We start from the raw sequence: 26,077 nt of genomic DNA, 5'->3' as shown, positions 1-26,077 counted from the left end.
GCTCAGCCGGCCGTGTTCGGGTTCATGTCTGCTCATCGACTAATCGGCCACGACAAGGCTACCCGCTCGGCGAGCGTTGACTCCGGACCGTGAACGCACTGACCCGACTCCGAACCGTCGTCACCGACCGAACCGACCCCCTCACACGCCACGCGGCGGTCGACGGGGCGGTTGGGGGGCTGGTGGCGACCGTCGTGATGACAGTCTATCGCGCCCCCGTCTTCCGCGCCCTGCCGCCGACGGCCGAGTTCTGGGCGCGCTACGTCGGCGGTGGCGAGGCCGAACAGTACCCGGCTCAGGGGTTCGTGCTCCACCTCCTCTACGGAACCGTCGCCGGCGCCCTCTTCGGACCGATTCTGGAGTGGGCGACGCGTCGGTCGCCGCTCGGGCGCGACCCGACCGGGGTCACCCTCGGCGTGGCGTACGGCCTCCTGCTCTCCATATTCGGCACGCGGGTGCTCTTCCCGCGACTCCTGCGGCGCGGGCTGGAGCCGGACCACGCGCTCGTCTTCCACGCCGGTCACGCCGTTTACGGGCTCACGCTCGGAACGTGGCTCACGTCCCGCGAGCGACGTGGACGAGTGTACGAGACGCCGCCGTCGAGGGGGGGCGCTCGCGAATCCGCCGCTGACCGTCGCCATCGAGCGACCAGTTCTCCGACCCGGGAGGACACGGACGCGCAGGCGATGTAGGCGACACAGGTGACACGGACGCGCGGACGGTGCAGGTGACACAGACGACTCGAACGACCCGAGCCGCGCGGCCGAAACCGCGCCAGCCGACGGTTTCGTTCCGCCAGGGGCGACTCTGCGCTTATCCCCTCAGGACGCCTCATACTGCGGCGTATGAGTACACACATCGACCGCAAAACCGAGACGACGACTCTAGAGACGCGCCACTATCAGGGCGCCCGTGCGGGCGTCGGCCTGACGCCCGACGAGATTTACGTGGACTTCGCCCTCCCGAGCCCCCGATACTTCCGCGTCCGCCGCGGCGACCTCCTGATGGAGGGGGACGTTCGGGGCCGGAGCCGCCCCGAGATGGAGTCCGCACACGTCCGAAAGTGGGAGGTCGTCGAGGTCACCCCTGACCGGGTGGTCGGCCGAACACAGAACACCGACGAGCGCGAGGAGTGGGAGCGTTCGTGGGTCGAAGAGCAGCTCGTCCGGGGTAGACTCAGCACCGACCTCTCGGACTTCGAGCGCGTCACCGTCGTCGAGAGCGGCGACTACGACCCCGACGTCGACGACACCGGGGACACGAGTGGGAGCCCCTCGACCGTGCTCGTCGCCCTCTTCGGCGACGACGGGAAGAAGTATCTCCGGCAGTACGCGCTCGTGGAGTCCGAGGAGCGCGAGGGCGTCAAGAGCGAAGATGGCCGGGTGAAGGAGGGGAAGGAGGATGCGGTGGGCGAACGAACCCCGATCCGTCTCGTCCGTGAGGACCAGGCGCTGCTCGAACTGAGCGGAACCCCCAGAGAACGCCTTTCCTCGGTCGTCGAACGGGCGCTCGCCTGCCACGGGTACGTCGTCGCCGACGGCGACGGGTCGACGGCGGACACCCTACCGACCCCTGATACCGACCGCGACGAGACGCGATCCACCTGAACGGCCTCGCCCGCTGGTCGCCGGACCTATAACTCGACCGACATTCACTCGTTCACATACGAACGTATAAGTTCTCTCCGACGAAACTGATATTTAGATACGTCTAAACCGGAACCCCGCTATGTCAGAACTACTCGATATCTTTCTCGCCTCCGTCCGCGACGGGTTCGTCCAGGTCAGCGCGTTCGTCGCGGTCACGGTCCTGCTGTTCAGTTACGTCCAGTACAAGACCGACGGGAGGCTCATCCGCCGCCTCGAAGAGAACCGCCGCGCCGGCCCGCTGGTCGGCGCCCTGATGGGCCTCACGCCCGGCTGTGGCGGCGCCATCGTCATGATGCCGCTGTACGTGCGCGGTTCGGTGTCGTTCGGGACGGTCGTCGCGACGCTCATCGCCACCGCCGGCGACTCGGCGTTCGTCATCCTCGCGCTCGCCCCCGAGGCGGCGCTGTACGCCTACGGCATCGCGTTCGTCTCGGCGGTCGTGTTCGGCTACGCCGTCGACACGTTCGGCCTCGGCGTCGACCGCATCGACCGCGCGGTCGCCAGCCTCCGGCCTTCCGTCACGGACGGCGGCGTCCCCGTCGCCGGCGCGGGGCGACGTGAACACTTCGCCGCCGCCGGCGTCGGCAGTCAGGTCCACCACTACGAGGACGAGGCCGGCTGTGAGGTCGACGCACCGACCCGGAACAACCCCCTGATGAGACGGCTCTCGCTCGGCGCGCTCGCCCTCTGGTGGGTCGCCGCCGCGGTCGCGCTCGTCGCCGGGACCCTCTATCTCCTGCGCGGCGCCCCGGACGTGCCGCTCGCACTCGGTCTCGACTACGCCGGCGTCTTCACCGTCTTCGGCATCACCGGCACCGCGCTGTCGTTCTACCTGTACTTCGTCGGCCGGCGGTACGTCGGGCACGGGCACGTCGGGCAGGCCCGAGACACGTTCGCGAACGTCCGCGAGACCCTGACCCACGCCGGGATGGAGACCTCCTTCGTCACCGTCTGGGTCATCACGGCGTACCTGCTGTACGAGTACACCATGCTGTTCAGCGGGCTCGACCTCGCCGCGGTCGCCGCCGCGGTCGGCGTCCTCGCGCCCGTCGCCGGCGCGGCGCTCGGACTCATCCCCGGTTGCGGCCCGCAGATCGTGCTCGCCACGGCCTACGCCGAGGGGGCCATCCCGTTCTCGGCGCTCACCGCGAACGCAATCAGCCAGGACGGCGACGCGCTGTTCCCGCTCATCGCCATCGACAAGAAGGCCGCGGTCATCGCGTCCATCTACACGACGGTGCCGGCGCTCGTCGTCGGCGTCGGCATGCATCTGCTGTTCGGCCCGATGTTCGGCTTCGGCGTGCTGGGCTGATATCACACTTCACAGAACCGCTAACTCTTCGCCAACCCGACCATACGACATGAACACGACCACGAACCGGCAGACCGAGACGAAGCGGGTCTGGCTCGTCGAGCGCACCTACTCCGACGACGAACAGAACATCGTCATCCTCGTCTACGCCACGCCGGACGGCTCGCGCTACCTCCGCAAGGAGCGGGCGCTGACGAGCTTCGGGGACCGGCGGGACACCACCGCCGCCGTCGACGCCGACGAGGACAGCCTCGGCGCGGTCGAGGACACCGATGAACGGGAGCGCTACGCCGCGGAGGCTCGGCGGATGCGGGCGGAACACGACCCGAACGACCTGATATAAGGCGCGCTCGTCGAGAATCCGGCACGCTTCACGGCCACACGAACGTTGAGGCCACGTCGGCCCGAACGACGACCATGCGAACGCTCACTCCCGACTTCGCGGACGAGGTCGCCATCGTCACCGGCGGGTCGAGCGGTATCGGCCGGGCCGTCGCTCGCGCGTTCGGCGAGGCCGGCGCGACCGTCCTCGTCGCCGACGTGCGCGAGGAGCCGAAAGTCGACGGCGAGTCGACGCCGACCCACGAACTGATTCGCGAGTACGGCGGCGAGGCCGAGTTCGTCGAGACCGACGTGTCCGAGCCGAGCGCCGTCGAGGCCGTCGTCGAGGCCGCCCGCGACTACGGCGGCGTGAGCGTCATGGTGAACAACGCCGGCGTCCACCGCAACCTGCGCTTTCTCGACGTCGAACCCGAGGAGTTCGACCGGGTGCTCGGCGTCAACGCCCGCGGGGTGTACTTCGGGACGCAGGCCGCCGCCCGCGACATGCTCGACCGGCAGGAACCGGGCGTCGTCGTCAACACCGCCTCGACGACCTCGCGGGTCGCCGAGTGGACCCACTCACACTACGCCGCGAGCAAAGGGGCGGTGGAGATGATAACCCGGTCGGCGGCGCTCGAACTCGCCCCCGAGGGAATCCGGGTGAACGCGGTCGCCCCCGGCCCCGTCGCGACCGAGATTACCGAGGGCTGGTCCGAGCGCGCGGGGGAGATGGAGCCCGACGACGAGGAGCCGTCGCTCCCGCTTCGGGCCGGAACCCCCGACGAACTGCCGGGGGCGTACCTCTACCTCGCGAGCGACCTCGCCTCCTACGTCACCGGCGAGACGGTGTGGGTCGACGGCGGCGCGCACGTGAACTGAGTCGGGTCGAGCAGACGAGCGGAGGGGTCGATGCCGGCGGTCGTCGGTCCGGAAGGCACTACAGACGGTTCTGCCGCTTTGGGCCCCCCTTCTCCCCGATTCGGTTCGGCCGGCGCGTCACTGGTTCGGTCGGCTCGTCGGCCCCCGGCACGCCTCGTCAGCTCACTCCATGTACCCGTCGCCCATCCGCACGCCCTCGGCGACGAGGCGACGTCCGGCGTCGAGGCGCGCTCCCGCCCAGTCGGCGAGCGCGTCGTCGACGCCGCAAGCGCCGTCGAGGGCGCGGGCGAGCCGGGTCCCGTCGGCGGCCGCCTTCGCGGTACCGGCGGCGGTGTGCGGCCGCGCGACGAACGCCGCGTCGCCGAGGAGACAGACGCGGCCGAAGCGCATCCGCGGCACCGACAGGTCGTACACGGTCTGGACGAACGCGTCGTCGGTCGCCGCGACGAGGTCGGTGAAGGTGTCCGGGAGCCGGCTCGTGGCCGCCGCGAGCAGGTCCTCCCGGACGCCGTCCCGGAGCCTCCCCGGCGATACCGAGAACTCGTTTCGCTCCCCGTCGGCGTCGGTCATGAGCCGCCGGCGGTCGGCCGCGTCACCGACGTCGTCGTACCACACCCAGTTGAGCCGGCCCCCGCCAGGCTCCGTTCCCCCGTCGGGCCCCGGGATGCGGTAGCCGAGGACGAGCTCCCCGTCCCCCTCGTAGAAGACGAACGTGTCGGTGAAGGCGTCGCGAACGCGCGTCGGGACGGCGTCCTCGGATATCACGCCACGCCAGGCGACGTAACCGGCGGGCTCCGGGTCGACGTTCGGCAGGAGCGCCTCGCGGGTCGCGGACCGACCTCCCTCCGCGACGACCGCGAGGTCGCCCTCGGCGCTCGACCCGTCCTCGAAGCGCAGCGCCGCGGCGTCCGAGAGGTCGTCTCTGCCCCCGTCACCGTCTCCGACCGAACCCTCGACGCCGACGGTGCGCCGTCCGGCGTGGTAGCGTTCGTCCGGGAGCGCCCCGCGGAGCCGTCGGTACAGGGCGTCCCAACCGGTGAACGTCATGCGCTCGGGGCGTTCCCGTTCGACCGTCCCGTCCCGTGCGAGGTACTGCCGGCGGGACGTGGTGGTCGTCAGGTCGGCCGGCCGCCCGATACCGTGGGAGGCGACGAAGTCGAGAATCTCCGGCTGGGCGACGATACCGGCGCCGCGACTCCGGAGTCCGCCCTCGGCACGTTCGTACACGTCCACGTCGTGGCCGGCGGAGAGAAGCGCGAGCCCCGTGAACAGCCCGCCCATCGACCCGCCGGAGACGACGACCGACAGGCCGTCGTCGGGGGTCGGGTCGGTCCGGGGGTCGGCGTTTGCGTCGCTATCGGTCCCGGTACCCGAACCGGTGTCGGTCCCGGAGTCGGTGTCGGTCCCGGAGTCGGTGTCGGGAGACGGTGGAGGTGTCACTGGTCGTTCGGGTGCAAATCCGGCCTCGGCTCGGAAAACGGAGTCGGCTCCGCGGTTCGTCGGCGTCGCCGACGGGCGGCCTCAGAGTTCCTGCTCGGTCGGCCGCACGAGAATCTCGTTCACGTCGACGTGGGCGGGCTGACCGACGGCGAACGCGATGGTGCGGGCGATGTCCTCGGCTTCGAGCGCGTCCATCTGCTCCAGGGCCTCCTTCGTCTGCTCCTGTGCCTCGTCGTCGGGGATGTGCTCTGCGAGTTCGGTGTCGACGTAGCCGGGTTCGATGAGCGTCGTCCGGATGAAGTCCTCGCCGGAGACCTCCTGTCGAAGGGCCTCGGTGAACCCGTTGACGCCGAACTTCGTCGCGTTGTAGCCGCTACCGCCGGCCATCGCCTTCCGCCCCGCGACGGAGGAGATGTTGACGATGTGGCCCTCGCCCTGCTTCTGCATGTAGGGGAGCGCGCTGTGGGTCGCGTCCATCAGTCCGAGGAGGTTCACCTCGACCATCTGTCGGAGGTTGTCGGTGTCGGCCTCGTCGAGGCGTTCGAGCAGCATCACGCCCGCGTTGTTGACGAGGATATCGAGGCTCCCGAACGTCTCGACGGTCTCGTCGACCAGCGCGTCGACCTGGTCGCCGTCGGTCACGTCGGTGGGGACGACGAGCGCCTCGCCGCCGTTCTCCTCGATGCGGTCCGCGAGCTGTTCGAGTTCGTCCTCGCGTCGGGCGGCGAGCGCGACGCTCGCGCCCGCCTCCGCGAGCATCTCCGCGGTGGCCTCGCCGATACCCGAGGAGGCGCCGGTGACGATTGCCGCTTTGCCTTCGAGGTCGCCGACGGTTGCGTTCATCGTGGTCGGGAGGAGGGACGGGAGGGGAAAGAACGGTCGGCTGGGGGCGAGACGACCCGGTACTGTCGATTGCGGCCGGCTCGACCGGTATCGGCCCCAGCGATTATGCTTGTGCTTCGAGGGTTGCCGCGACCGTCGGAACCCTCACGATTTACCGGCCGCGAGCCACGACACCGACTCCCGCGCCATCGCCTCCACACCGGGAGTTAAGCGATTTCGGACCCAACGCCGGGACGATGGGAACGTTATCCGAACTGTTCGCGCCGGACCGCGTCGCGGTCATCGGCGCGACGGCACGCGAGGGGTCCATCGGTCGGGCCATCACCGACAACCTCCTCGCCGACTTCGACGGCACCGTCGTCCCCGTCAACCCGAACTACGACGAGGTGCTCGGCCTCGACTGCGTGGACTCGGTCGGGGAGGCGGACGCCGACGTGGCTATCGTCGTCGTCCCGCCGGGAATCGCGGTCGACGCCGTCGAGGGGTGCGGCGAGGCCGGCGTCGAGAACGTCGTCGTCATCACCGCCGGCTTCGGCGAGACCGGCGGCGAGGGCGCCGCCCGCGAGCGCGAGTTGACGGAGGTCGCCGAACGCTACGACCTGAACCTCGTCGGCCCCAACAGCCTCGGCGTGATGTCGACGACGAAGATGATGAACGCCACCTTCGGCCCCGACAACGCCCTGCCGGGGAACATCTCCTTCATGTCGCAGTCGGGCGCGTTCATCACCGCCGTCCTCGACTGGGCCAACGACGAGGGCATCGGGTTCAAGGACGTCGTCTCGCTCGGCAACAAGGCCGTCCTCGACGAGGCGGACTTCGTCGACGAGTGGGGCGACGACCCCGACACCGACGTGGTCATCGGCTACCTCGAAGGCATCGAACACGGCCGCGAGTTCATCGACACGGCCCGTGAAGTGACACAGGACACGCCCATCGTGCTCGTCAAGTCCGGCCGGACCGAGGCCGGGGCGCAGGCCGCCTCCTCACACACCGGCACCATCGCCGGCTCCGAGCAGGCGTACGAAGCCGGTCTCGACCAGGCCGGCGTCCTGCGGGCCGAGGGCGTCCAGGAACTGTTCGACGCCTCGCAGATGCTCGCCGGCCAACCCCTCCCCGATTCGGACACGGTCGCGGTCGTCACCAACGCCGGCGGCCCCGGCGTCATGACGACCGACGCCGTCGGCGAGTCCGAACTCCGGATGGCCTCCTTCGAGGACGAGACGCTGGAGACGTTCGGCGAGAACCTCCCCGAGGAGGGGAACATCTACAACCCGGTCGACATCGTCGGCGACGCCGACATCGACCGCTTCGAGTCCGCACTCGACACCGCGCTGGGCGACGAGAACGTCGGCTCGGCCATCGTGCTCTCGGCGCCGACCGCCGTGCTCGACTACGAGGAACTCGCGGAGGCCACCGTCGAACTGCGCGAGAAACACGACAAGCCCGTCGCGGCCTGCTTCATGGGCGGCGACAGCGTCGCCCCCGCCGCCGACGTGCTCTCGGAGGCCGGCGTCCCGAACTACTTCGACCCGGCCCGCGCGGTCGAGAGCCTCGACGCCCTCCTGCGGTACAAGCGCATCTCGGAGCGCGAGTACGACGCGCCGACCGAGTTCGACGTGGACCGCGAGCGCGCGTTCGAAGTCCTCTCCCGGGTCGAGGAACGGGGCGACAACCGCCTCGGCGTCGAGGCGATGGGCCTGCTCGACGCCTACGGCATCCCGACGCCGCAGGGCGACATCGTCGACGACGCGAGCGACGCGGTCGCGGTCGCCCAGGACATCGACGGCGACGTGGTGATGAAAATCGTCTCGCCGGACATCCTCCACAAGTCCGACATCGGCGGCGTCAAGGTCGGCGTCGCCAACGAGGACGCCTACGACGCCTACGAGGACCTCGTCACCCGCGCCCGCAACTACCAGCCCGACGCCGACATCATCGGCGTGCAGGTCCAGGAGATGGTCGACTTAGAGGACGGGGTGGAGACCATCGTCGGGATGAACCGCGACCCGCAGTTCGGCCCGCTCCTGATGTTCGGGCTGGGCGGCATCTTCGTCGAGGTGATGGAGGACACCACCTTCCGCGTCGCCCCCGTCGCCGAGTCCGAGGCGCGGGAGATGACCCGCGAAGTGAAGTCGGCGCCGCTCCTCCGTGGCGCCCGTGGCCGCGACCCGGTCGACGTCGACGGGGTCGTCGAGACGATTCAACGGCTCTCGCAACTGGTGGACGACTTCCCCGCCATCGTCGAACTGGACATCAACCCGCTCGTCGCGCTGCCGACGGACGGTGGGGACGGCGAGACGGAGGACGACCGCGGCGTCGCCGCCGTCGACGTGCGACTGACCGTGGACCCGGACGCGCTCGCCCACCCCGAGGCGGACGAAGAGCCCGCGGAACCGGAGCCCGAGACGCCCGAGGAACTCGAAGCACCCGAAGGAGACACCCGATGACCGACACCCTACTCGTCAGCTCGACGCAGGACAGCACCGGCAAGACCGCCATCACGCTCGCGCTCGCGCTCCTCGCGAAGGAGCGCGGCAACGACGTGAGCTACATGAAACCGAAGGGGACCCGCCTGCAGTCGAACGTCGGTAAGACGCTCGACGAGGACCCGATGCTCGCCCGCGAACTGCTCGGCCTCGACGCCGAGATGCACCAGATGGAGCCCATCGTCTACTCGCCGACGTTCGTCGAGGGCGCGGTGCGCGGGCAGGAGGACCCCGAGGAGCTCGCGGAGGTCGTCCGCGAGCAGTTCGACGGGCTCGCCGACGGCGCCGACCGGATGTTCGTCGAAGGGGCGGGCGAGTACACCACCGGCGGCGTCATCGACCTCACCGACCCCGAGGTCGCCGACCTGCTCGACGCCTCGGTCGTGCTGGTCGCCGATTACACCAAACCGAGCGACTTGGACGACGTGCTCGCCGCGGCGGACGACTTCGGGGACCGGCTCGCGGGCGTCGTGTTCAACCGTGTCGGCGACAGCGCGTACGACCAACTGGAGACCGAGGTCGTCCCGTTCCTCGAGGGGCGCGGCGTCGACGTGCTCGGCGTCCTCCCGCGGGTGCAGGAGCTCGCGGGCGTCACCGTCGCCGACCTCGCCGACGAACTCGGGGCGGAGCTCGCCACCGACGGCGACACCGACGCGTTCGTCGAGCGGTTCCTCGTCGGCGCGATGGGCGGGGACGCCGCCCTGCGGTACTTCCGCCGGACGAAGGACGCCGCGGTCATCACCGGCGGCGACCGCGCCGAGATTCACACCGCCGCGCTCGAAGCGCCGGGCGTGAAGTGTCTCATCCTCACCGGCGGCCACCGGCCCCCGAGCGCCGTGCTCGGGAAAGCGGAGGAACGCGGCGTTCCCGTGCTCGTCGTCAACCAGGACACGCTCTCGGTCGTCGACCGCGCGGAGGACGTGATTCGGAGCGGGCGCACCCGCGACGAGGCGACGGTCGAGCGGATGCGCGACCTGCTCCACGACCACGCGGACGTGGACGCGCTGGTCGGGGGAGCGACCGAGTCGGACGAGTAGGTCGGTCGGCCAGTCGCCTCCGCCGGTCCCGTCGCCGGTCGGGAACTCATCGACGGTCTGCGGAGGTCCGGCCGTTCGTCTCTGGAGTCTCGGTTCGTTATCATAGCCGATACTGAGGGCCGATAGTTTATACTATCTGATATACCAGCCACTATCGATGAGCCGAGACTGGCTGAACAGCGTGATTCCCTCTCGAGTGCGCCGAAATCTGGCGTACAAGATATTTCTGGGGATTTTCGTCGTCGGACTGCTCGTCGGGACGGCCGGTGCGTACACCTACGCCGAGACCGACTCGAAGCTGAAACAACAGGTGAACGAAGAGCTGACCGCGTCGGCCGAGGCACAGGCCAACGAGGTGGGCGTGTGGGTCGACCAGCGGCGACAGACCGCTCGGATGCTCTCCGAGTACGGCGTGATGAAGAGCAACGAGCCGACCCAAATCAGGTCGTTCCTCGTCGGTGAGATGGGGGCGCTCCCCGAGGACGTCACCGCGGTCCACTACGTAGACGCCGGCACCAACCGAATCGTCACGAGCACGAACGAGGAGCGCGTCGGAAACTACGCGCCCAACGCGGCGTGGGCGGCCGACAAGCGCTCGTTCGACTCCGCCAACGACGTGTTCCGGTCGGACGTGTTCGTCGACGAGCGGACCGGCGCGTCGACCATCTCGTGGGCCTCGCCCGTCTCCGGCGTCGAGAACCGGCTGGTCGTGGTCAGCGTCGACACCGGCACGATATCGAACCACGTCGGCACGACCGTCGCGGGCGGGTTCGTGAAGGTCGTCGACAGCGGCGACGGCGAGGTCATGATGGACAGCACCGACGAGAACTCGGCGGGACAGTACGTCCTCGGCGCTGACGCGCCGGCGGTGCAGATGGCCGGGGAGGGCGAGTCCGGCATCATGTCGATGGAGCCGACGGAGGGGCTGCTGGACGAGCCCTACCTGATGGCGTTCGCGCCCGTCGCCGGGACCGACTGGGGCGTCGTGGTCCACGCGCCGAAGGGGGCCGCGTACGCGCTCTCCTCGGGCGTCGGGGCGAACCTCCTGGTGCTCCTCGCCGTCGCCATCGGCGGGCTGGCGGTTCTCGGAATCACGTTCGGTCGGACGACGGTGCGGTCGATTCGTGACGTCGAGGCGAAGGCGACCGAACTCGAACGGGGGAACCTGGAGGTCGACGTCGAGAGCGACCGCGAGGACGAAATCGGCGCCCTCTACCGACGGTTTGCGAGCATGCGCGACTCGCTCAAGCGGCGTATCGGCGAGGCCGACGAGGCCGCCGAGGAAGCCGAGCGGCAACGCGAGGAGGTTCAAGAGATGGCCGAGACGCTCGAGCGGCGCGCCGACCAGTACGGAGCGGTGATGCAGCGGTGTGCCGACGGCGACCTCACCGAGCGGATGGACGCGAGCACGGACAACGAGGCGATGCGCGACATCGCCGAGGCGTTCAACGGGATGATGGACGACTTCGAGGAGACGATGGTCACCGTTCGGGCGTTCGCCGACGAGGTCGCCGCCGAGAGTCAGGAGGCGACCGCGAGCGTCGAGGAGGTCCAGAACGCGAGCGGACAGGTCAGCGAGTCGACCCAGGAGATCGCCACCGGTGCCGAGCGCCAGAGCGAGTCGCTCGCGGAGACCGCAGACGAGATGAGTTCGCTGTCGGCGAGCGTCGAGGAGGTCGCCGCCGCCGCCAACCAGGTCGCCGGCTCGGCCGAGGCGGCGGCCGACCGCGGCGAGGACGCGCAGGCTCACGCCGAGGAGGCCATCGCCGAGATGAGCGAAGTCGAGTCCCGCACCGAGCGAACGGTCGCGGAGGTCGAGTCGCTGGACGAGGAGATGAAACAGATCGGCGACATCGTCGAGATGATAACCGACATCGCCGAACAGACGAACCTGCTCGCGCTGAACGCCTCCATCGAGGCGGCCCGCGCGGGCGAGGCCGGCGAAGGCTTCGCGGTCGTCGCCGACGAAATCAAACAGCTCGCGGAGGAGGCCGGCCGCGCCACCGCCGACATCGAGGAACTCATCGACGAGATAGTCGCCTCCACGGAGGGGGCCGTCGACGGGATGCAGGCGACCGGCGAGAGCGTCACCGAGGGCGTCGACACCGTCGAATCGGCGCTGGAGGCGCTCGACGACGTGGTCGAGGGGTTCGAGGAGACCAACCAGGGAATCCAGGAGATAAACGACGCGACCGACGACCAGGCGAGTTCGACCGAGGAGGTCGTCGGGATGGTCGAGGAGGTCGCGAGCGTCAGCGAGCAGACCACCGCCGAGGCGTCGAACGTCTCGGCGGCGTCCGAGGAACAGACCGCCTCGCTGAACGAAGTGACGACGAGCGTCCAGTCGCTCTCGGGCCGCGCCGAGCGACTTCAGGGCCTGCTCGACGCGTTCGAGGTCGACGACGCCGGTTCCCGTGGGACCGTTGCCGACCCCGACGTCGGCTCCGAGCGCGCTGCCGACCCCGACGCCGGCCTCGAATCCGACTCCGAACGGGTGTCGACCCGCTCGGCGGTCGACGGCGTCATCAACCCGACCGGCCCGGCGTCGACCGACGGCGGGTTCGACTTCGACGGGCCGACGGACGGGAGTGGCCCCGACCGATGACCGGGGAGCAGTTCGAGGTGCTGGCGTTCAGCCTCGGTGACAACCGCTACTGTGTCGGAATCGAGCACGTGACGGAGATCGTCCGAGCGAACCTCGACGCGGTGACGGCGGTCCCCGGGTCGTCGCCCGCCGAACTGGGCGTGCTGGACCTCCGTGGGCGGACGACTACCGTCGTCGACCTGAAAGCCGCACTCGGGACGACCGGTTCCGGGGGCCAGCACGTCGTCATCCTCGACGATGGGGAGGGCGGCGACCGGGTCGGCTGGCTCGTCGACGAGGTCCACACGGTGTTCCGCACGGAGCGAGCGGACGTCGAGGAACGCCCGAACGAGCGCACCATCAAGGGGCTCGTCCGGCACGAGGACGACTACGTCCTCTGGACGGACCCGTCCCTCGTCGGCGTGGCGTAGCGAACCGACGGCTGCCGCTCACGGCCCGTCGTCTGTTCCACGTCCGGCACGAACGCGAACACACCGGTGCCTGCGGGGTGGGGTTTTGTCGACCGCACCGACGACGGTGCGGGCTGGGCGGCGGATTCGGGGGCAACCGAGACGAACACGGTGGCCGTCGCTGACTCGAGCAGTCACGGTGTGCTCGACGTCGCCGGCACCGGGAGCGCGCTGTACGGCGTACGCGACCGGCTCCGCGGGCCGGTCGTCGAGGGGCCGGACGACGGACAGACCGGGTGTCGCTGATGAATTCGGGCCGGAAACCGGAAAAATTCGCGCTCCGTTATCAGAACGTGTAGTTTGACACGAACGTTATTTACCGTGGCCGGAGGCCACGTCCCATGGCTGGAACCACGGCGGGGTCGCGAGGTGGCCCTTCGGCGGTCGGTCGGTGGCGGCGACAGTTCGACGAACTGGTCAGGTACGTGCCCGACGGAACGACGATTCCCGAGGAACGATGGGCGGCACGGCACAAGGGGGTCATTGTCTCGCTGCTCGCACACGTTCCCTTCCTGCTCGTACTCGGCCTCTACGAGGGGACCGAGTCGGCGGTTACGGGCGCCACCCTCCCCTCGATTCCGACCCCGCTCGTCCTCGGGCAGGTGGGAATCGTCGTCGCCATCGCGCTGCTGGCGAACTGGTCGCGCTTCGGTCGGCGCGCGCGGACGGCCATCGGCTCGTTCGGGCTGATGACGACTTCGACCCTGATGGTGCAGTTCTCCGGCGGGTACATCGAGGCGCACTTTCACTTCTTCGTCGTCATGGCCGTGGTCGCGCTGTACGAGGACTGGCTCCCCTTCCTCATCGGACTCGGATACGTCGCCACGGGGCACGTCGTCTTCAGCCTCATCAACCCGGCGAACGTGTACAACCACCCCGCGGCCATCGAGTACCCGTTCGCGTGGGCGGGCATCCACGCGGCGTTCATCCTCGCCCTCTCGGCGGCGCTGATGACGAACTGGTACTCTATCGAGCGCTCCCGGGAGGAGTCCGAAGCCCGCCTCGAACAGGTCGAAGAACGGACCGAGCAGATTCAGGAGGTCGAGGAGGCGAAGGCCGAGGCCGAACGCCAGCGCGAGGCCGTCGAGGAGATGGCGGAGACGCTCGAACGGAAGGCCACCGAGTACGGCACCGTCATGGCCCGCTGTGCGGACGGCGACCTCACCCAGCGGATGGGGACGGAGTCCGACAACGAGTCGATGCGCGAGATCGCGACGACGTTCAACGCGATGATGGACGACATCGAGGGGACCGTCGTCGACATTCAGACGTTCGCCGACGTCGTCGCCGACGAGAGCGAGCGGGCGGCCACGAGCGCCACCGAGGTCCGAGAGGCGAGCGAGCAGGTCAGCGAGTCGACCCAGGAGATCGTCGTCGGCGCCGAGCGTCAGAACGAGGACCTGCTGGCGGTGGCAGACGAGACGGGGTCGCTGTCGGCGAGCGTCGAGGAGGTCGCCGCCGCCGCCAACCAGGTCGCGACCGCCGCCGAGGCGGCGGCCGCACGCGGCGAGGACGCACAGCAGCACGCACGGGAAGCCATCGAGGACATGAACGCGGTCGAACGACGCACCGTTCAGACCGTCGAGGAGGTCGAGTCGCTGGACGAGGAGATGAAGCGCATCGGCGACATCGTCGAGCTCATCGACGGCATCGCCGAACAGACGAACCTGCTCGCGCTGAACGCCTCCATCGAGGCCGCCCGTGCGGGTGAAGCCGGCGAAGGGTTCGCGGTCGTCGCCGACGAAATCAAGGGGCTCGCGACGGAGGCGGGTCGCGCCACCGACGATATCGAGGGCATCATCGACGGGATAGTCGCCTCCACCGAGGAGGCCGTCGACGACATGCAGGCGACCGGCGAGAGCGTCACCGAGGGCGTCGACACCGTCGAATCGGCGTTGGAGGCGCTCGACGACGTGGTCGAGGGGTTCGAGGAGACCAACCAGGGGGTTCAGGAGATAGACGATGCGACCGCCGACCAGGCGAGTTCGACCGAGGAGGTCGTCGGGATGGTAGAAGAGGTCGCGAGCGTCAGCGAACAGACCACCGCCGAGGCGTCGAACGTGAGCGCGGCCGCCGAGGAGCAGACTGCGTCGGTAAACGAGGTGGCGGAGAGCGTCCAGTCGCTGTCCGACCGCGCGGACCGACTCCACTCGCTACTCGAACGCTTCGAGGTCGACGGCGCCGCGGGCGCCACGGACGTCACGGCCGCCGGTCGGTCGATTTCGACCGGTTCGGGCGACTCTGCCGTCGAGAACGTCGTCAACCCGCCGGGTCCGGCGTCGACCGACGGCGGGACCGACCGGCGGAACTGAACCGGAGCCCCTACTGCCAAGTCCCCCGCCGTCGTCCCCCCTGCATGGGACGGAAGATTACGCTGTTCCGGTTCGACGTGGCCCCCGATGCCGACGGTAGAACCGAGGCGGCCGACGAGCACGTCACGGTCGAGCGACCCGCGGACCGCGCCGACGACGGTGGGGACGAGGAGGGCGGGTCACTCGTCCGGCGACTCCTCGTCGGGGCCCTCCTGCTCGGTGTCGGCACCCTCGGTGGATTCCTCTTCCGGGGCACCGCGGCGGGCCGAAATCTCGCTAGCACGGTGTGGTCGAAGCTTCCGTTCGTCGGCGGCGGTGAACCCTCCGACCAGGCCGACGAACCCGACTACCAGGAGCGAGGCGCCAGTACGCTGGTCGGGTTCACCTTCCTCGTCGGACTCACGGCGCTCTCGAAGCGGCTGTACGCCGCGGGACCGCTCGACGAACCGGCGACCGAGTAACCTCCGCGGCGCGTCGGACGCCGCCGATTGAAAAGGCAGAATAATGGAATGTGGTTTCCGCTGTTATATTCTTCGAGGCACCGCAGAACCGGCCGAGCACCCCTGATTTTCATAATTGATACCATAAACAACGGTAATCTTATACGTAATGTTCTGGATACACTCTTCTCGTGTTACCAGAACGGGCTCCGCCAGCGAGAACCACCCTCCTCGCCCTCGCTCTCCTCGCCGTCGTCGGTGCGCCGCTGTCCGTCCCCGTGACGGCCGCCACGAGCGCCGACGCGACCGGGAGCGCGGACGGCGACCGGACGCTCCGACTCGACAGAGCCGCGACGGATACGAACGGCACGAGCGGGACGACCACGCACCGACCGAACACGGACGCCGAAGACGACGCGTCGGAACCCGGAACCGACCACCCGAACGCGACCACGACGCCCCGCTCGAACGAGACGACCACCGCGACGCCGAGGTCGACACCGACTCCGACGACGGCCACGGCGTCTCCCACCCTCACACCGACCCGCACGCCGGCGTCGACGGGTGACCCCTCGTTCGTCGTCTCGAACCTCTCTGCGCCCCGGGACCTCCGTGTCGGCGACGCCGTCACCGTCACCGCGACGGTGACCAACGCGGGCGACGGCGGCACCGAGCGGGTGAACTACTCGTTCGGCGGCGCGACCGTGGACTCGACGACCCTCACGCTCGCCGCCGGCGAGTCGACCGACGTCCGGTTCCGGGCGACGACCGCGGAGCTGGCCGACGCCGTCGGCGACGACGGTCTCGAGGTGCGGACGTACGTCCACGGCGTCAGAAACGGGTCCGGTGCGGGCGTCGCCCGCCGGCTCCGGGTCACCCCCGACGTGGACTTCACCGTCGACGGACTGGACGCCCCGACCGACATCTCCCGCGACGAGCCGTTCGTCGTCCTCGCGACGGTCGGGAACCCCGGAGCGTCGACGATTACCCGGCAAGTGACGTATCGCTTCGATTCACAGGTCGTCGCGGAGCGCGCCGTCACCGTCGCACCCGGCGAGCAGCGACAGGTCGCCTTCGAGGTCGGCGTCGACGAAATCGAGGCGGTCGTCGGTGACGTGCGCGACGAGACGACCTACTACCACGCGGTCGGGACGACGGGCGGCGACCGTCGGGGTGGCTCCGTCCGCGTCGTCCGCGGCCCCAGCGCCGACGCCGAGACGCTCGCCGTGGAAGGGTTCGAGGCGACCGACGACGTCCGCGAGGGCGACACGGTGACGGTGAACGTGACGCTGCGAAACGTGGCCGCGACCGACTTCGAGGGCCAGCTCTCGTACCGCCTCGACGACTCGGTCGTCGCCACCGAGTGGGCGCGCGTCCCGAGCGGCGAGCGCCGCACGGTGCGCTTCCGTGTGAGCTACGCGGACGTCGAGCGGGCCGCGGTACCCCTCTCCGCACAGGACACGAGCCACGGCGTCTGGGTCGGCGACGACGCCGTCCGGACTCGGCCGGTGACCGTCCACGCACCTACCGCGACCGCCACCACGCCGACGCCGGCGGCGACGTTCTCGCCGACGCCAGACGCCGGTGACTCGGCCGACGCTGCCGACGCGGACGGTGGTGCCGTCGGAGCCGACGACCCGGACACCTGCTCGCGGGGACTCCTCACGAAGTGTGGCGGCACCCCCCTGGACGAGACGACGCTGACCGTCCTCGGGACGTTCGCGTCCGTGTTCGGCATCGTCCACCAGCTGACGAGGGGTGACTGAGATGACGCGAGGACGACCGGCGCTGTGGAGCGCCGCCCTCGGTGGACCGCTGCTCGCGGTCGGGGCGTACCTGTTCGCCCTCCAGTCGCAGTTCCCGCTGCTCCCGCGAGGGGCGACGGCCCCGCCCGCCGCGGGCGCCGTCCTCGCCCTCTTCGGGGTCTTCGTCGTCGGGTTGGGCCTCTACGTGCAGTACGTGGCGGCGCCGGCCGCGCCGACCCTGCGCCCGGGCGAGTCCATCGTCGACACGCGCGACCCCGCACAGCGCAACGCGCTCGCGCAGGCGACGCTGTCCCTGCCGCTCCTCGGCGTCGGGTTCTACCTCCTCTACGCCACGACACAGCCGTACCTCGTCGCCGGCGTCCCCCTCGCGGTCGGGCTGTACCTGTTCTCGACCGGACTCCACCGCTACTGGCGAAACACGCTCACCACGTACCTCCTGACCGACCAGCGGGTGATGGAGGAGTACCGGTTCCTCTCGCTGGTCCGAAACGAGGTGCCCCTCGAGAAGGTCCGGGCGGTCGAGGAGCGCCAGTCGATGTGGGACGCCCTGTTCGGCCTCGGCCGGGTGTACGTCCGCGCGGGAGCGACGGGGGACCTCACCATCACCGTCGGCGACGTGTACGACTCGACGCCGTACGCCGACGAAATCAGAGCGCACCTCGGAGGGAGCCCCGAACGGGCGAACGGGCCGGCGGTCGTGAACGCCAGGTCCACCGTCGAGGAGCCGGCGGCGGTCCAATCGGCCGCGAGGACGTCCGAGACGGCCGAGCCGGTCGAAGGCAACGTCGACACCGCCGCCGACATCGTCGCCGACGTGGGTCGAGAGTCCCTCGACGGGGACGGCCTGACGGACGACACCGACGCGGCAGGCGATGCCGGCCCGACGGACGACGTCGACGCGGCAGACGGCGGCGACGTGACGGACGACGCCGACGCGAGCGGCGCAGGCGCGGCGAACGGCGCCGAGGCGGGGGACGAACCCTCGGCACCGGGCGGAGACCCCCGAACGCCGAACCCTCGGTAGCGACCCGTCTCCGCGGCCGGTTCACGCCCAACCGCGGTCCGAGTCGTTCAGCTGTTCACAGCCTTCCCGGGTGACGACGACGAGGTCCTCGACCCGCACGCCGAACTCGCCCGGGAGGTAGACGCCGGGTTCGACGCTGAACACCATCCCCGGTTCGAGTTCGACCTCGCCGCCGGCGACGACGTACGGCTCCTCGTGGACGTCGAGGCCGACACCGTGGCCCGTGCGGTGGACGAACCGCTCGCCGTACCCGGCCTCCTCGATGACGTCGCGGGCGGCCGCGTCGACCGCTCCCGTTGTCACGCCCGGTTCCACGGCGTCGACGGCGGCGGCCTGTGCCGCCCGGACGACCTCGTGGACCTCGCGGAACCGCTCGCTCGGCTCGCCGTCGAAGACGACGGTTCGGGTCTGGTCGCTCGGGTAGCCGTCGACGTAGGTACCGAAGTCGAGCACGACCGGGTCACCGGACTCGATTTCCCGGTCGTCGTAGGCGTGGTGCGGCTTCGCGCCGTTCGGCCCGGAGCCGACGATGGGGCCGAAGGGTATCCCCTCGCCGCCCGCCTCACGGAGTCGACGCTCGATGTCGGCGGCGAGTTCGCGCTCCGTCATCCCCACCGCGTCGGCGCCGAGCGCCCGCACCTCCGTGACGACCCGGTCGGCGACCGCCCCCGCCCGACGGAGCGCGTCGAGTTCGGCCTCGTCTTTTCTCCGACGCAGTGGAGCGAGTACCTCGCTTGCGAGGCCGAACGTCGCGTCCGGGAGGGCCTCGCGGAGGTCGAAGGTGAACCGCGCCCACATCGTGTCGTCGACGAGGACGTGGGGAACGTCGCCGTCGGCGACGTCGCCGGCGGCACCGTCCGAACCCGAGAGTCCGAGGTCGTCGACGACGCTCCGGAGCGCCGCCACCGGGTCCTCGTCGTCGGCCCACGTCCGCACGTCCCCGACCCACGACTCCTCGCGCACCTGCTCGCCGTACAACTCGGGGACGAGGAAGACCGGGTCGCCCTCCGCCGGGACGAACAGCAGGAGGTGGCGCTCGGCCGGCTCCTCGTCGAAGCCGGCGGTGTAGAGCAGGTTTCGACTCGGGAAGAGGACGAGCGCGTCGCCGGCGCCGTCGCGGAGACGGTCCTGTGCGGCGCGGGTGCGACGCTCGAAGGGGGTTTCGGGCATGGCCAACCCTCCGTCGCCCCGGGGCGTGAAGGTTGTCATGAGGGTAGGCAGTCGCTCACCACCGTGTCGGAGTACGCCGTTGTCGTTTCGGCGGGCCGACGGCTTCGATGTTTCTTTCGCCCCTGGCTCGGATGCATCAGATTCTAAAGGGGTGCCGCGTGTCTACTCTATTAGAGCCGCGACCCAATGAGATGCTTCGTTCACTACTAGCAGAACTGATTTGTATCTATAAATTACATTATGTTGTGTGGTTCGAGGACGAGTACGGCTGGAGGGGGTCGCTTCTGGAATTGGCTTCCTGTACGCCCTCACGCAGCTATCCCCCAACAACGTCCTGTTTTACGTGTCGCTTAGCATGCTATTTGTCTCAGTAGCGATTCTTCCGAAGAACCGACCAGAGTGGTATCAGCGGAGTCTGATTGTGGTGGGTGGAATAGGTGCCGGATTTGGAGGGTTGGCCCTGTCTCTTGGTCCATTTTTGGACGGCGAGTATGTTCGGATGCTCCCGTGGTTGTTCATCGGACTCTGCGGATTCTTGGTGCCAATTCTGGAAGAAGACGTTCTGAAGCTACTTCCTGGTGGTATCGTAGTATCTGGAGCCGTCTCAGTAGTCGAGAGTTCAGTCTGGTTTGCAGTCCTCGCTCTGGTGTTTCTCGTCCTTACTATCAGCTACCGATTCACCTTGCGAGATAGATTGACAAGCTAACTCTGGAATGGTTTGTTGTTAGCTGAGTCCTTCTAGACTCACGCTCTATCTCTAGGAGCTGAATCACTCCGAGCGTCGGTGGAAGAAACATGTTTGTTCCAACCGAACTCAACGAGACCTAACTCGTACACCTGTGCCTCGTGTTTACGCGTTTTTGTCGACCCACTTGCAGAACGCATCGAAGTCGTTTGCTCCAGCACTCTCAGCAACGCTCCGAAGCGTCCCTGTACGGAGTTCGTCGTGTAGCGGGACCGTCCACCCGTCGACGGTCCTCCTCGTTGGTTGGGTGTTCGTAGTAAAGTTGCGCGTGGTCGCCGGTCGTCCGTCGCCACTCGAATCCACCGGCGTTGACCAGCACTTTCACGACCTCCATCCCGGAGAACGTTCGTCGACTCATCGACTACTTCAGCACGTCCGGTGGTTCTTCGTCGCCGGTCGTGTTGTTCGCCGGGTCGATTCCCAGCGCACGGAGTTCTTCCTCCGTTGGCTCGCGGCCGCTCTCGCCGGAGTGGACAGCGACGGCGTCGTCAAGGTTGACCAGCGCTTCTTCTCTGGACTCTCCCTGCGTGGTTACGCCTGTATCGACGTCCTTCGCGATCCACCAGCCGTCCTCCTGCCAGAGACGAATTTCACCATCGTTGGCGTCGCCATTCCGAGTCGAGCTGGCCATCGTACCCATAGTTGCCGGATGAGCCGTATAAGCATTCGGCACATCGCCCCTTGACGAAATCTCGTTTTGGGAGATTTCTCCGGGCCTGACGGACAGACGCTCTATCTCCAGGAACTGACCCACTGACATCTACGTCGAAAGAAAGTCGGAACGGGAGCCGTATCGCCTCGCACTCGCCGCTCCCGAAACCGAGCCGCCTTTTATCGTCGGACGACCTACCCGTCCCCGTGCAAAACGTCACGGACCGGACGAGCAACCCGTTCGGGATGCGCCCGTCCTGCGACCGGTACGTCCCGGGGTACGGCGACGCCAACGCGAACTTCCACGTCGTCGGCGACCACCCGCGAGTCCACGGCGGCATCGACACCGGCGTCCCGTTCACCAACGACGCCGGGCTCCGCCTCCAGCGGGCGCTGAACGAGGGCGGCCTGCTCCAATCGGTCGGCGTCGAACCCGAGGCCGAGGGGACATTCCTCTCCTACCTCCACATGTGCGAGGTCGACGGCGACCGCGACCCCACCCCCGCGGAGTACGGCGACATGGAGCGATTCTTCGACGCGGAGCTCCGCGCCATCGCCGCCCACGTCCTGCTCCCCGTCGGCCTGCGAGCGACCACGCACGTCCTGGAGAACTACTCCGCACAACTCGGGAAGGTCGACCTCGACATGGACCGGCTCCACGGCACCGAGATTCGCGGGTCGGGCTTCCTCGTCGTCCCCATCAAGGAGCCCGCCGAGTGGACCGACGGAGACGGCGGCGACCCGGAGACGAACGGCGGCGAGGGAGCGCCGACCGACCACGACCGCCTCGTCGCCGGCCTCCGCGAGCTCCAGTCGACCGACTTCCGCCGCGAGGTCGACCTCGGCCGCTTCCTCGCCGGCGACGAGTCGTACATGGTTCGGTGACCCCCGCCGCGTCATGTGATTTCGTACCACGGAGCGGCCGAGAACTGTCGGTCCGTTCGTGTCCGGGCGGACACACGTACACGAAACGTAATGGTTTTCGATACTAGTTGAAAAATCTGGTACTGGTCGGCGATTAGATGTACTTCCCTACAATCCCTCGAGCGCCGGTGGCCGATATTGACGCGAAACGAGAGCCTTTTACCCTATCCGTCAAAGGTGGAAGTGACGCTCGTGGTCTCCGCCGCGACCGTCGACGACTGCGGACTGGTGCTCACAGACCGCAGTGGCTTGGTCAGTCAGGTCCGCCGCACTCGGCGGACCCGTTCTACGGTCCCGAGCGACGGCTCGCGGCGGGTCTTGCTGTGACTACTCGGTCGGGTCGTCGGTACGGTCTCTGAGTTCCGTGCGGCGAATCTTCCCGGTCACCGTCTTCGGCAGGTCGTCGACGAACTCGACCTCGCGGGGGTACTCGTGTGCCGAGAGTTCCTGCTTGACGTGTTCTTTCATCTCCTCGGCCAGCTCGTCACTCGCCTCGGCGTCGTCCGTGAGCACGACGTAGGCCTTCACGATGTTGCCGCGCTCGGGGTGGGGTTTGGGGACGACCGCGGCCTCGGCGACGGCGGGGTGTTCGCCGAGCGAGGACTCGACCTCGAAGGGGCCGATGCGGTAGCCCGACGAGAGGATGACGTCGTCGGCGCGGCCCTCGAACCAGAAGTAGCCGTCCTCGTCCTTGTGGGCCAGGTCGCCGGAGAGATACCAGTCGTTCTCGAAGCAGTCGGCGGTCTGCTCGGGCTTCTCCCAGTACTCGGCGAAGAAACAGGGGAAGTCGCCGCGGTGGGCGATTTCGCCGGTCTCCCCGGGTCCCAGGGGTTCGCCCGTCTCGGGGTCGACGATGTCGCTCGTCACGCCCGGGAGCGGACGGCCCATGCTCCCCGGTCGAACCTCCATCGTCGGGTAGTTGTTGATGACCATGTTCCCCGTCTCCGTCTGGCCGTAGGTGTCGTGGACGGTGACGCCGAGGGTCTCCTCGGCCCAGTCGACCACGCCGGCGCTCAGGGGTTCGCCGATGGAGAGGGCGTGGCGGAGGTCGAGGTCCACGTCGTCGAGTAGCTCCTCGTTCGTCCGGAGCATTCTGTACGCCGTGGGGACGCTGAACAGCACCGAAATCGGGTAGGAGTCGAGTAGCTCCGCCCACGACTCGGGGTCGAACTCCCCCTCGTAGGTGAACAGCGTCGTCCCCCAGAACCACGCGCCGAGGGTGTTGATGGGGCCGGTGAGCCACCCCAAATCGGCCGTCGACCAGTACAGGTCGTCGTCTCGAAGGTCGACCGCGAAGCGCTGGGTGGCGGCCACGCCGGCGACCCAGCGGTGCTTGTGGAGCACCCCCTTCGCGAGCCCGGTGGTACCGCTGGTGTAGTACAGCAGGGCGTCGTCCTCACCTTCGGTGTCGGCGGCGTCGTACTCGGTGCTGGCCTCGCCCATCGCGCGTTCGAAGTCCACGTCGTCGTGTCGCTCGTCGCCCTCGGCCTCGTCGGCGCCGAGGACGACCACCGTCTCGACGCTCGGCGCGTCGTCGAGCGCGCGTTCGACAGTCTCCTCGTTGTCGGCGGTCGTGACGACGAGTTTGGCGTCGCAGTCGTCGAGCCGGTAGGCGATACCGTCGGGGCCGAAGCGCTCGTTGACGCTCCCCCAGACGGCACCTCGCTTCAGGGTTCCGACGAGCGCGACGTAGTGCTCGGGGACCCGCGGCATGTAGGAGAACACGCGCTCGCCGCGGTCGACGCCGAGAGATTCGAGGACGTTCGCGAACCGATTCGAGCGGTCGCGGAGTTCGCCGAACGTCAGTTCCTCGCTCCCGCCGACCCCACCGTCGTCGTCGACGCCGACGTACCGGAGGGCGACCCGGTCGGGGTCGGCGTCGGCGTGCCGGTCACAGACCTCGTGGGCGATGTTCAACCGCTCCGGAGCGTCCCAGTCGGCCTCGCCGTAGATTTCACTCCAGTCGAACGACGCGTACCGCTCCTCGTAGTCGCCGAGGTTGTGGTCGGACATCGTCGACCGTGATGGACCGAAGTGTGAAAACTGTATGCCGCGGGTGGGGGCCGGGGGAGCCGTACCGGGCCCGGACCGGGGCGCTCGACGCGGTGGGAGTCAGAGCCGGTCCGCCAGTCGACGGAGACTGTCGCCCGCCTCGCCGCGAAGCGGGTTCCCGTGGCCGGGAGCGACCACGTCGAGTCGGAGCGCGCGGTCGGCGAGTCGACCGACGCTCCGTCTGTTCTGGCCGGCGTCGTAACACATCACCCAGGAGGTGGGTTTCAGCTCGCCGTCTATCTCGCGGACGACGTCGCCGGCGAACGCCACGTCGAACCCCTCGTGGAGGAAGCTCGTGTGGCCGGGGGTGTGTCCCGGGGTCCGCACGGCCTCGAACGGACCGACCTCGTCGCCGTCCTCGACGACCTCGACGGGGAGGTCGGGGCGGGTGAGGAACGCCCCGAGCAGCCGCTGGAGCGCCCCTTTGTGGTTCGTCATCGGCGGCTGGGCGGTGCCGGTGAGAAACTGGCCGTCCGGGTCGGCGACGTGGACCGTCGCGTCGAGGTCGGGCCCGAGGTCCGCGAGCGCCCCGACGTGGTCGAGGTCGAAGTGCGTCAGCAGGACGCGCTCGATGTCGCTCGCCTCGAACCCCACGTCCTCGAGCCGCGAGCGAATTCGCTTCGCGTCCCACGGTGTCCCGGCGTCGACGAGCGTGAGCACGTCGGCGTCGACGAGGTAGGCGTTGACGCCGCGGAGCCTGAGCCGCCAGACCCGGTTCGGGGGGAGAGTCATATCCGAACCGTGCTCCGCGACTGACAAAAACGGGCCGGTTACCGGCGGTCGGTGGCCCCGTCCGTGCGACCTGCGGCGAGGAGGTACCGTCCGACGTCGCCCAGGAAGACGCCCGCGGCGACGACGGGGAGCGCGAGCAGGACGACCGCCGACAGGGTCGTCGCCGTCGGCGCTCCCGCGGCGGCCGGGAGCGCCACCGGGGCGAGTGCGGCGACCACGTAGAGCCACGCCTTCCCGCGGCCGTACTGGGCGACCGTGAGCGCGAGAACCAGGGGCAACGCGACGACGCCGACCGGGAACAGCAGGTCGGCGGAGGGGGTGGCGACCGCTTCACGGACGAACGCCACGGAACCCGTTAGGCCGGCGTCGGCCGTCAGCGAGGCGACCGCCGGTGTGGTGGCGACACCCCGTACGTACGCGGCCAGCGCGTCGGCGCTCGACAGTACGTAGCGAGCGACGCCGGCCAGATAGGCCAGCGTTCCGGCCAGCACCGCGAGCCAGCGTACCCGGAGCGCCGCGGTCCGGTCGGGGGTCGCTGTGGTCGCTTCTTCCACCTGGTCGGTCCGGTGTTCGTACGCACGCCGCGTCGATCCCCCCCGAGCCGTATCCGACGACCGGCCGACCCGCTCGCTCCCGCCGGCCCGGCCCGCCGTCGTGCTCCGCCGGGCACGATGCCGGGCTCGCTCCTCCCGACTGGGGTGGGAACGACCGTCCGTCTCCGACCTCGTCGACGAGTTCGAGGCCGAGGAATTCGACGAGCCTGCGGACGCGCTCGACGTGCTCGACGTGTCCGACGCCGAGCCCGCTGTCGCACCCCGCGCGCCGTCGCGGGAGTCGCGGGACGACCGGGAGGTGGACCGTGATGCGGTGCCCGACCGACCCCCGTCGCTCCCACCCGACCGTTTCGGCGAGGTCGACGGGAGCCCCCCGAGACGTTTTCTCACGTACGTCTCGTGGCCCATCTCGTCGTAATCGGCGCGTTCGTCCTCGTCCCGCAGGACGTCGTAGGCGCGGCGGACGGCTTTGAACTGCGCGCCCGCTCGGTCGTCGTCGTTGACGTCCGGATGGTACTCGCGGGCGGCCTCCCGGTAGGCCCGCTTGAGCTCGTCCCGCGTCGCCTCGGATTCGACTCCGAGCAGTTCGTAGAAATCCTCGTGCATCCGGCTCTCGCGAGTCGTACGTGAGTGGGTAATTTCAACTTTCCGGACGGTACTCTATCAACGAACGTTTATCCCGGGTG

General features: G+C 68.9%; 22 protein-coding genes and 1 pseudogene. 15 read left to right on the top strand and 8 right to left on the bottom strand.

All coding sequences use genetic code 11. From position 1 onward, the window contains the following. Positions 1 to 89 precede the first annotated feature (89 nt). From N5095_RS12350 to N5095_RS12330, 5 genes are all read left to right on the top strand, one after another. Positions 90 to 692, top strand: a complete 603-nt coding sequence (locus N5095_RS12350; protein WP_267623189.1) for a DUF6789 family protein — start codon at positions 90 to 92, stop codon at positions 690 to 692. 153 nt (positions 693 to 845) lie between these two features. Beyond that, positions 846 to 1,607, top strand: coding sequence for a hypothetical protein (locus N5095_RS12345; protein WP_267623188.1), 762 nt, complete (start codon positions 846 to 848; stop codon positions 1,605 to 1,607). 121 nt (positions 1,608 to 1,728) lie between these two features. Beyond that, positions 1,729 to 2,961: a putative manganese transporter gene (locus tag N5095_RS12340; protein ID WP_267623187.1), complete on the top strand. Its 1,233-nt coding sequence runs from the start codon at positions 1,729 to 1,731 to the stop codon at positions 2,959 to 2,961. Positions 2,962 to 3,010: 49 nt separating this feature from the next. Continuing rightward, complete coding sequence (locus N5095_RS12335; RefSeq protein ID WP_267623186.1) at positions 3,011 to 3,304, top strand: DUF7967 family protein; 294 nt, start codon at positions 3,011 to 3,013, stop codon at positions 3,302 to 3,304. Between the two features lie 74 nt (positions 3,305 to 3,378). Next, positions 3,379 to 4,161, top strand: a complete 783-nt coding sequence (locus N5095_RS12330) for an SDR family NAD(P)-dependent oxidoreductase (protein WP_267623185.1) — start codon at positions 3,379 to 3,381, stop codon at positions 4,159 to 4,161. Positions 4,162 to 4,323: 162 nt separating this feature from the next. On the opposite strand, the gene N5095_RS12325 is transcribed toward N5095_RS12330, so the two are convergent. Together N5095_RS12325 and N5095_RS12320 are read right to left on the bottom strand one after the other, a co-directional pair. Continuing rightward, a complete protein-coding gene (locus N5095_RS12325; RefSeq protein ID WP_267623184.1) occupies positions 4,324 to 5,601 on the bottom strand; it encodes an FAD binding domain-containing protein in 1,278 nt (425 codons plus the stop codon). A gap of 81 nt (positions 5,602 to 5,682) precedes the next feature. Next, positions 5,683 to 6,444: an SDR family oxidoreductase gene (locus N5095_RS12320; protein WP_267623183.1), complete on the bottom strand. Its 762-nt coding sequence runs from the start codon at positions 6,442 to 6,444 to the stop codon at positions 5,683 to 5,685. A 236-nt stretch (positions 6,445 to 6,680) separates the two neighbouring features. Here N5095_RS12320 and N5095_RS12315 point away from each other — a divergent pair, with 236 nt between their 5' ends. The 8 genes from N5095_RS12315 (at position 6,681) to N5095_RS12280 (ending at position 18,563) form a co-directional block, all read left to right on the top strand. Beyond that, complete coding sequence (locus N5095_RS12315; RefSeq protein ID WP_267623182.1) at positions 6,681 to 8,891, top strand: acetate--CoA ligase family protein; 2,211 nt, start codon at positions 6,681 to 6,683, stop codon at positions 8,889 to 8,891. Next, positions 8,888 to 9,967, top strand: a complete 1,080-nt coding sequence (locus N5095_RS12310; protein WP_267623181.1) for a phosphotransacetylase family protein — start codon at positions 8,888 to 8,890, stop codon at positions 9,965 to 9,967. The genes N5095_RS12315 and N5095_RS12310 overlap by 4 nt, the downstream gene beginning before the upstream one ends. Positions 9,968 to 10,124: 157 nt before the next feature. Next, positions 10,125 to 12,572, top strand: coding sequence for a methyl-accepting chemotaxis protein (locus tag N5095_RS12305; RefSeq protein ID WP_267623180.1), 2,448 nt, complete (start codon positions 10,125 to 10,127; stop codon positions 12,570 to 12,572). Continuing rightward, positions 12,569 to 12,982 carry a chemotaxis protein CheW gene (locus N5095_RS12300; protein ID WP_267623179.1) on the top strand — a complete coding sequence of 138 codons (414 nt, stop codon included), beginning with the start codon at positions 12,569 to 12,571 and terminating at the stop codon, positions 12,980 to 12,982. The genes N5095_RS12305 and N5095_RS12300 overlap by 4 nt, the downstream gene beginning before the upstream one ends. A gap of 380 nt (positions 12,983 to 13,362) precedes the next feature. Continuing rightward, entirely contained in the window at positions 13,363 to 15,333 is a 1,971-nt protein-coding gene (locus N5095_RS12295) for a methyl-accepting chemotaxis protein (RefSeq protein ID WP_267623178.1), read from the top strand. A 44-nt stretch (positions 15,334 to 15,377) separates the two neighbouring features. Then, positions 15,378 to 15,794, top strand: coding sequence for a hypothetical protein (locus N5095_RS12290; RefSeq protein WP_267623177.1), 417 nt, complete (start codon positions 15,378 to 15,380; stop codon positions 15,792 to 15,794). 170 nt (positions 15,795 to 15,964) lie between these two features. Then, positions 15,965 to 17,539, top strand: coding sequence for a CARDB domain-containing protein (locus N5095_RS12285; protein WP_267623176.1), 1,575 nt, complete (start codon positions 15,965 to 15,967; stop codon positions 17,537 to 17,539). Between the two features lies 1 nt (position 17,540). Further along, entirely contained in the window at positions 17,541 to 18,563 is a 1,023-nt protein-coding gene (locus N5095_RS12280; RefSeq protein WP_267623175.1) for a PH domain-containing protein, read from the top strand. A 21-nt stretch (positions 18,564 to 18,584) separates the two neighbouring features. Here the strand turns inward: N5095_RS12280 and N5095_RS12275 are convergent, their stop codons facing one another. Continuing rightward, complete coding sequence (locus N5095_RS12275) at positions 18,585 to 19,733, bottom strand: aminopeptidase P family protein (protein WP_267623174.1); 1,149 nt, start codon at positions 19,731 to 19,733, stop codon at positions 18,585 to 18,587. 247 nt (positions 19,734 to 19,980) lie between these two features. Between N5095_RS12275 and N5095_RS12270 the strand changes: the two genes are divergently transcribed. Then, positions 19,981 to 20,439, top strand: coding sequence for a hypothetical protein (locus N5095_RS12270; protein ID WP_267623173.1), 459 nt, complete (start codon positions 19,981 to 19,983; stop codon positions 20,437 to 20,439). A gap of 144 nt (positions 20,440 to 20,583) precedes the next feature. Here the strand turns inward: N5095_RS12270 and N5095_RS12265 are convergent. Beyond that, positions 20,584 to 20,836 (bottom strand): annotated as a pseudogene (locus N5095_RS12265) (type II toxin-antitoxin system HicA family toxin). Positions 20,837 to 20,839: 3 nt separating this feature from the next. Further along, positions 20,840 to 21,109, bottom strand: a complete 270-nt coding sequence (locus N5095_RS12260) for a type II toxin-antitoxin system HicB family antitoxin (RefSeq protein WP_267623172.1) — start codon at positions 21,107 to 21,109, stop codon at positions 20,840 to 20,842. Between the two features lie 227 nt (positions 21,110 to 21,336). Here N5095_RS12260 and N5095_RS12255 point away from each other — a divergent pair, with 227 nt between their 5' ends. Continuing rightward, positions 21,337 to 22,014 carry a uracil-DNA glycosylase family protein gene (locus N5095_RS12255; RefSeq protein WP_267623171.1) on the top strand — a complete coding sequence of 226 codons (678 nt, stop codon included), beginning with the start codon at positions 21,337 to 21,339 and terminating at the stop codon, positions 22,012 to 22,014. A gap of 366 nt (positions 22,015 to 22,380) precedes the next feature. Here the strand turns inward: N5095_RS12255 and N5095_RS12250 are convergent, their stop codons facing one another. From N5095_RS12250 to N5095_RS12240, 3 genes are all read right to left on the bottom strand, one after another. Beyond that, on the bottom strand, positions 22,381 to 24,066 hold the full coding sequence (locus N5095_RS12250) for an acetate--CoA ligase (protein ID WP_267623170.1): 1,686 nt from the start codon (positions 24,064 to 24,066) through the stop codon (positions 22,381 to 22,383). Positions 24,067 to 24,165: 99 nt separating this feature from the next. After that, positions 24,166 to 24,837, bottom strand: a complete 672-nt coding sequence (locus N5095_RS12245) for an MBL fold metallo-hydrolase (RefSeq protein ID WP_267623169.1) — start codon at positions 24,835 to 24,837, stop codon at positions 24,166 to 24,168. 38 nt (positions 24,838 to 24,875) lie between these two features. Continuing rightward, positions 24,876 to 25,997 (bottom strand): DnaJ domain-containing protein, encoded by a 1,122-nt coding sequence (locus N5095_RS12240; protein WP_267623168.1) that lies wholly within the window; start codon positions 25,995 to 25,997, stop codon positions 24,876 to 24,878. Between the last annotated feature and the right edge of the window lie 80 nt (positions 25,998 to 26,077).

This window comes from Halobium salinum, from assembly GCF_026586625.1.
In the GTDB taxonomy this organism is placed as follows: domain Archaea; phylum Halobacteriota; class Halobacteria; order Halobacteriales; family Haloferacaceae; genus Halobium; species Halobium salinum.
This window is presented reverse-complemented; position numbering and strand designations above follow the sequence as displayed.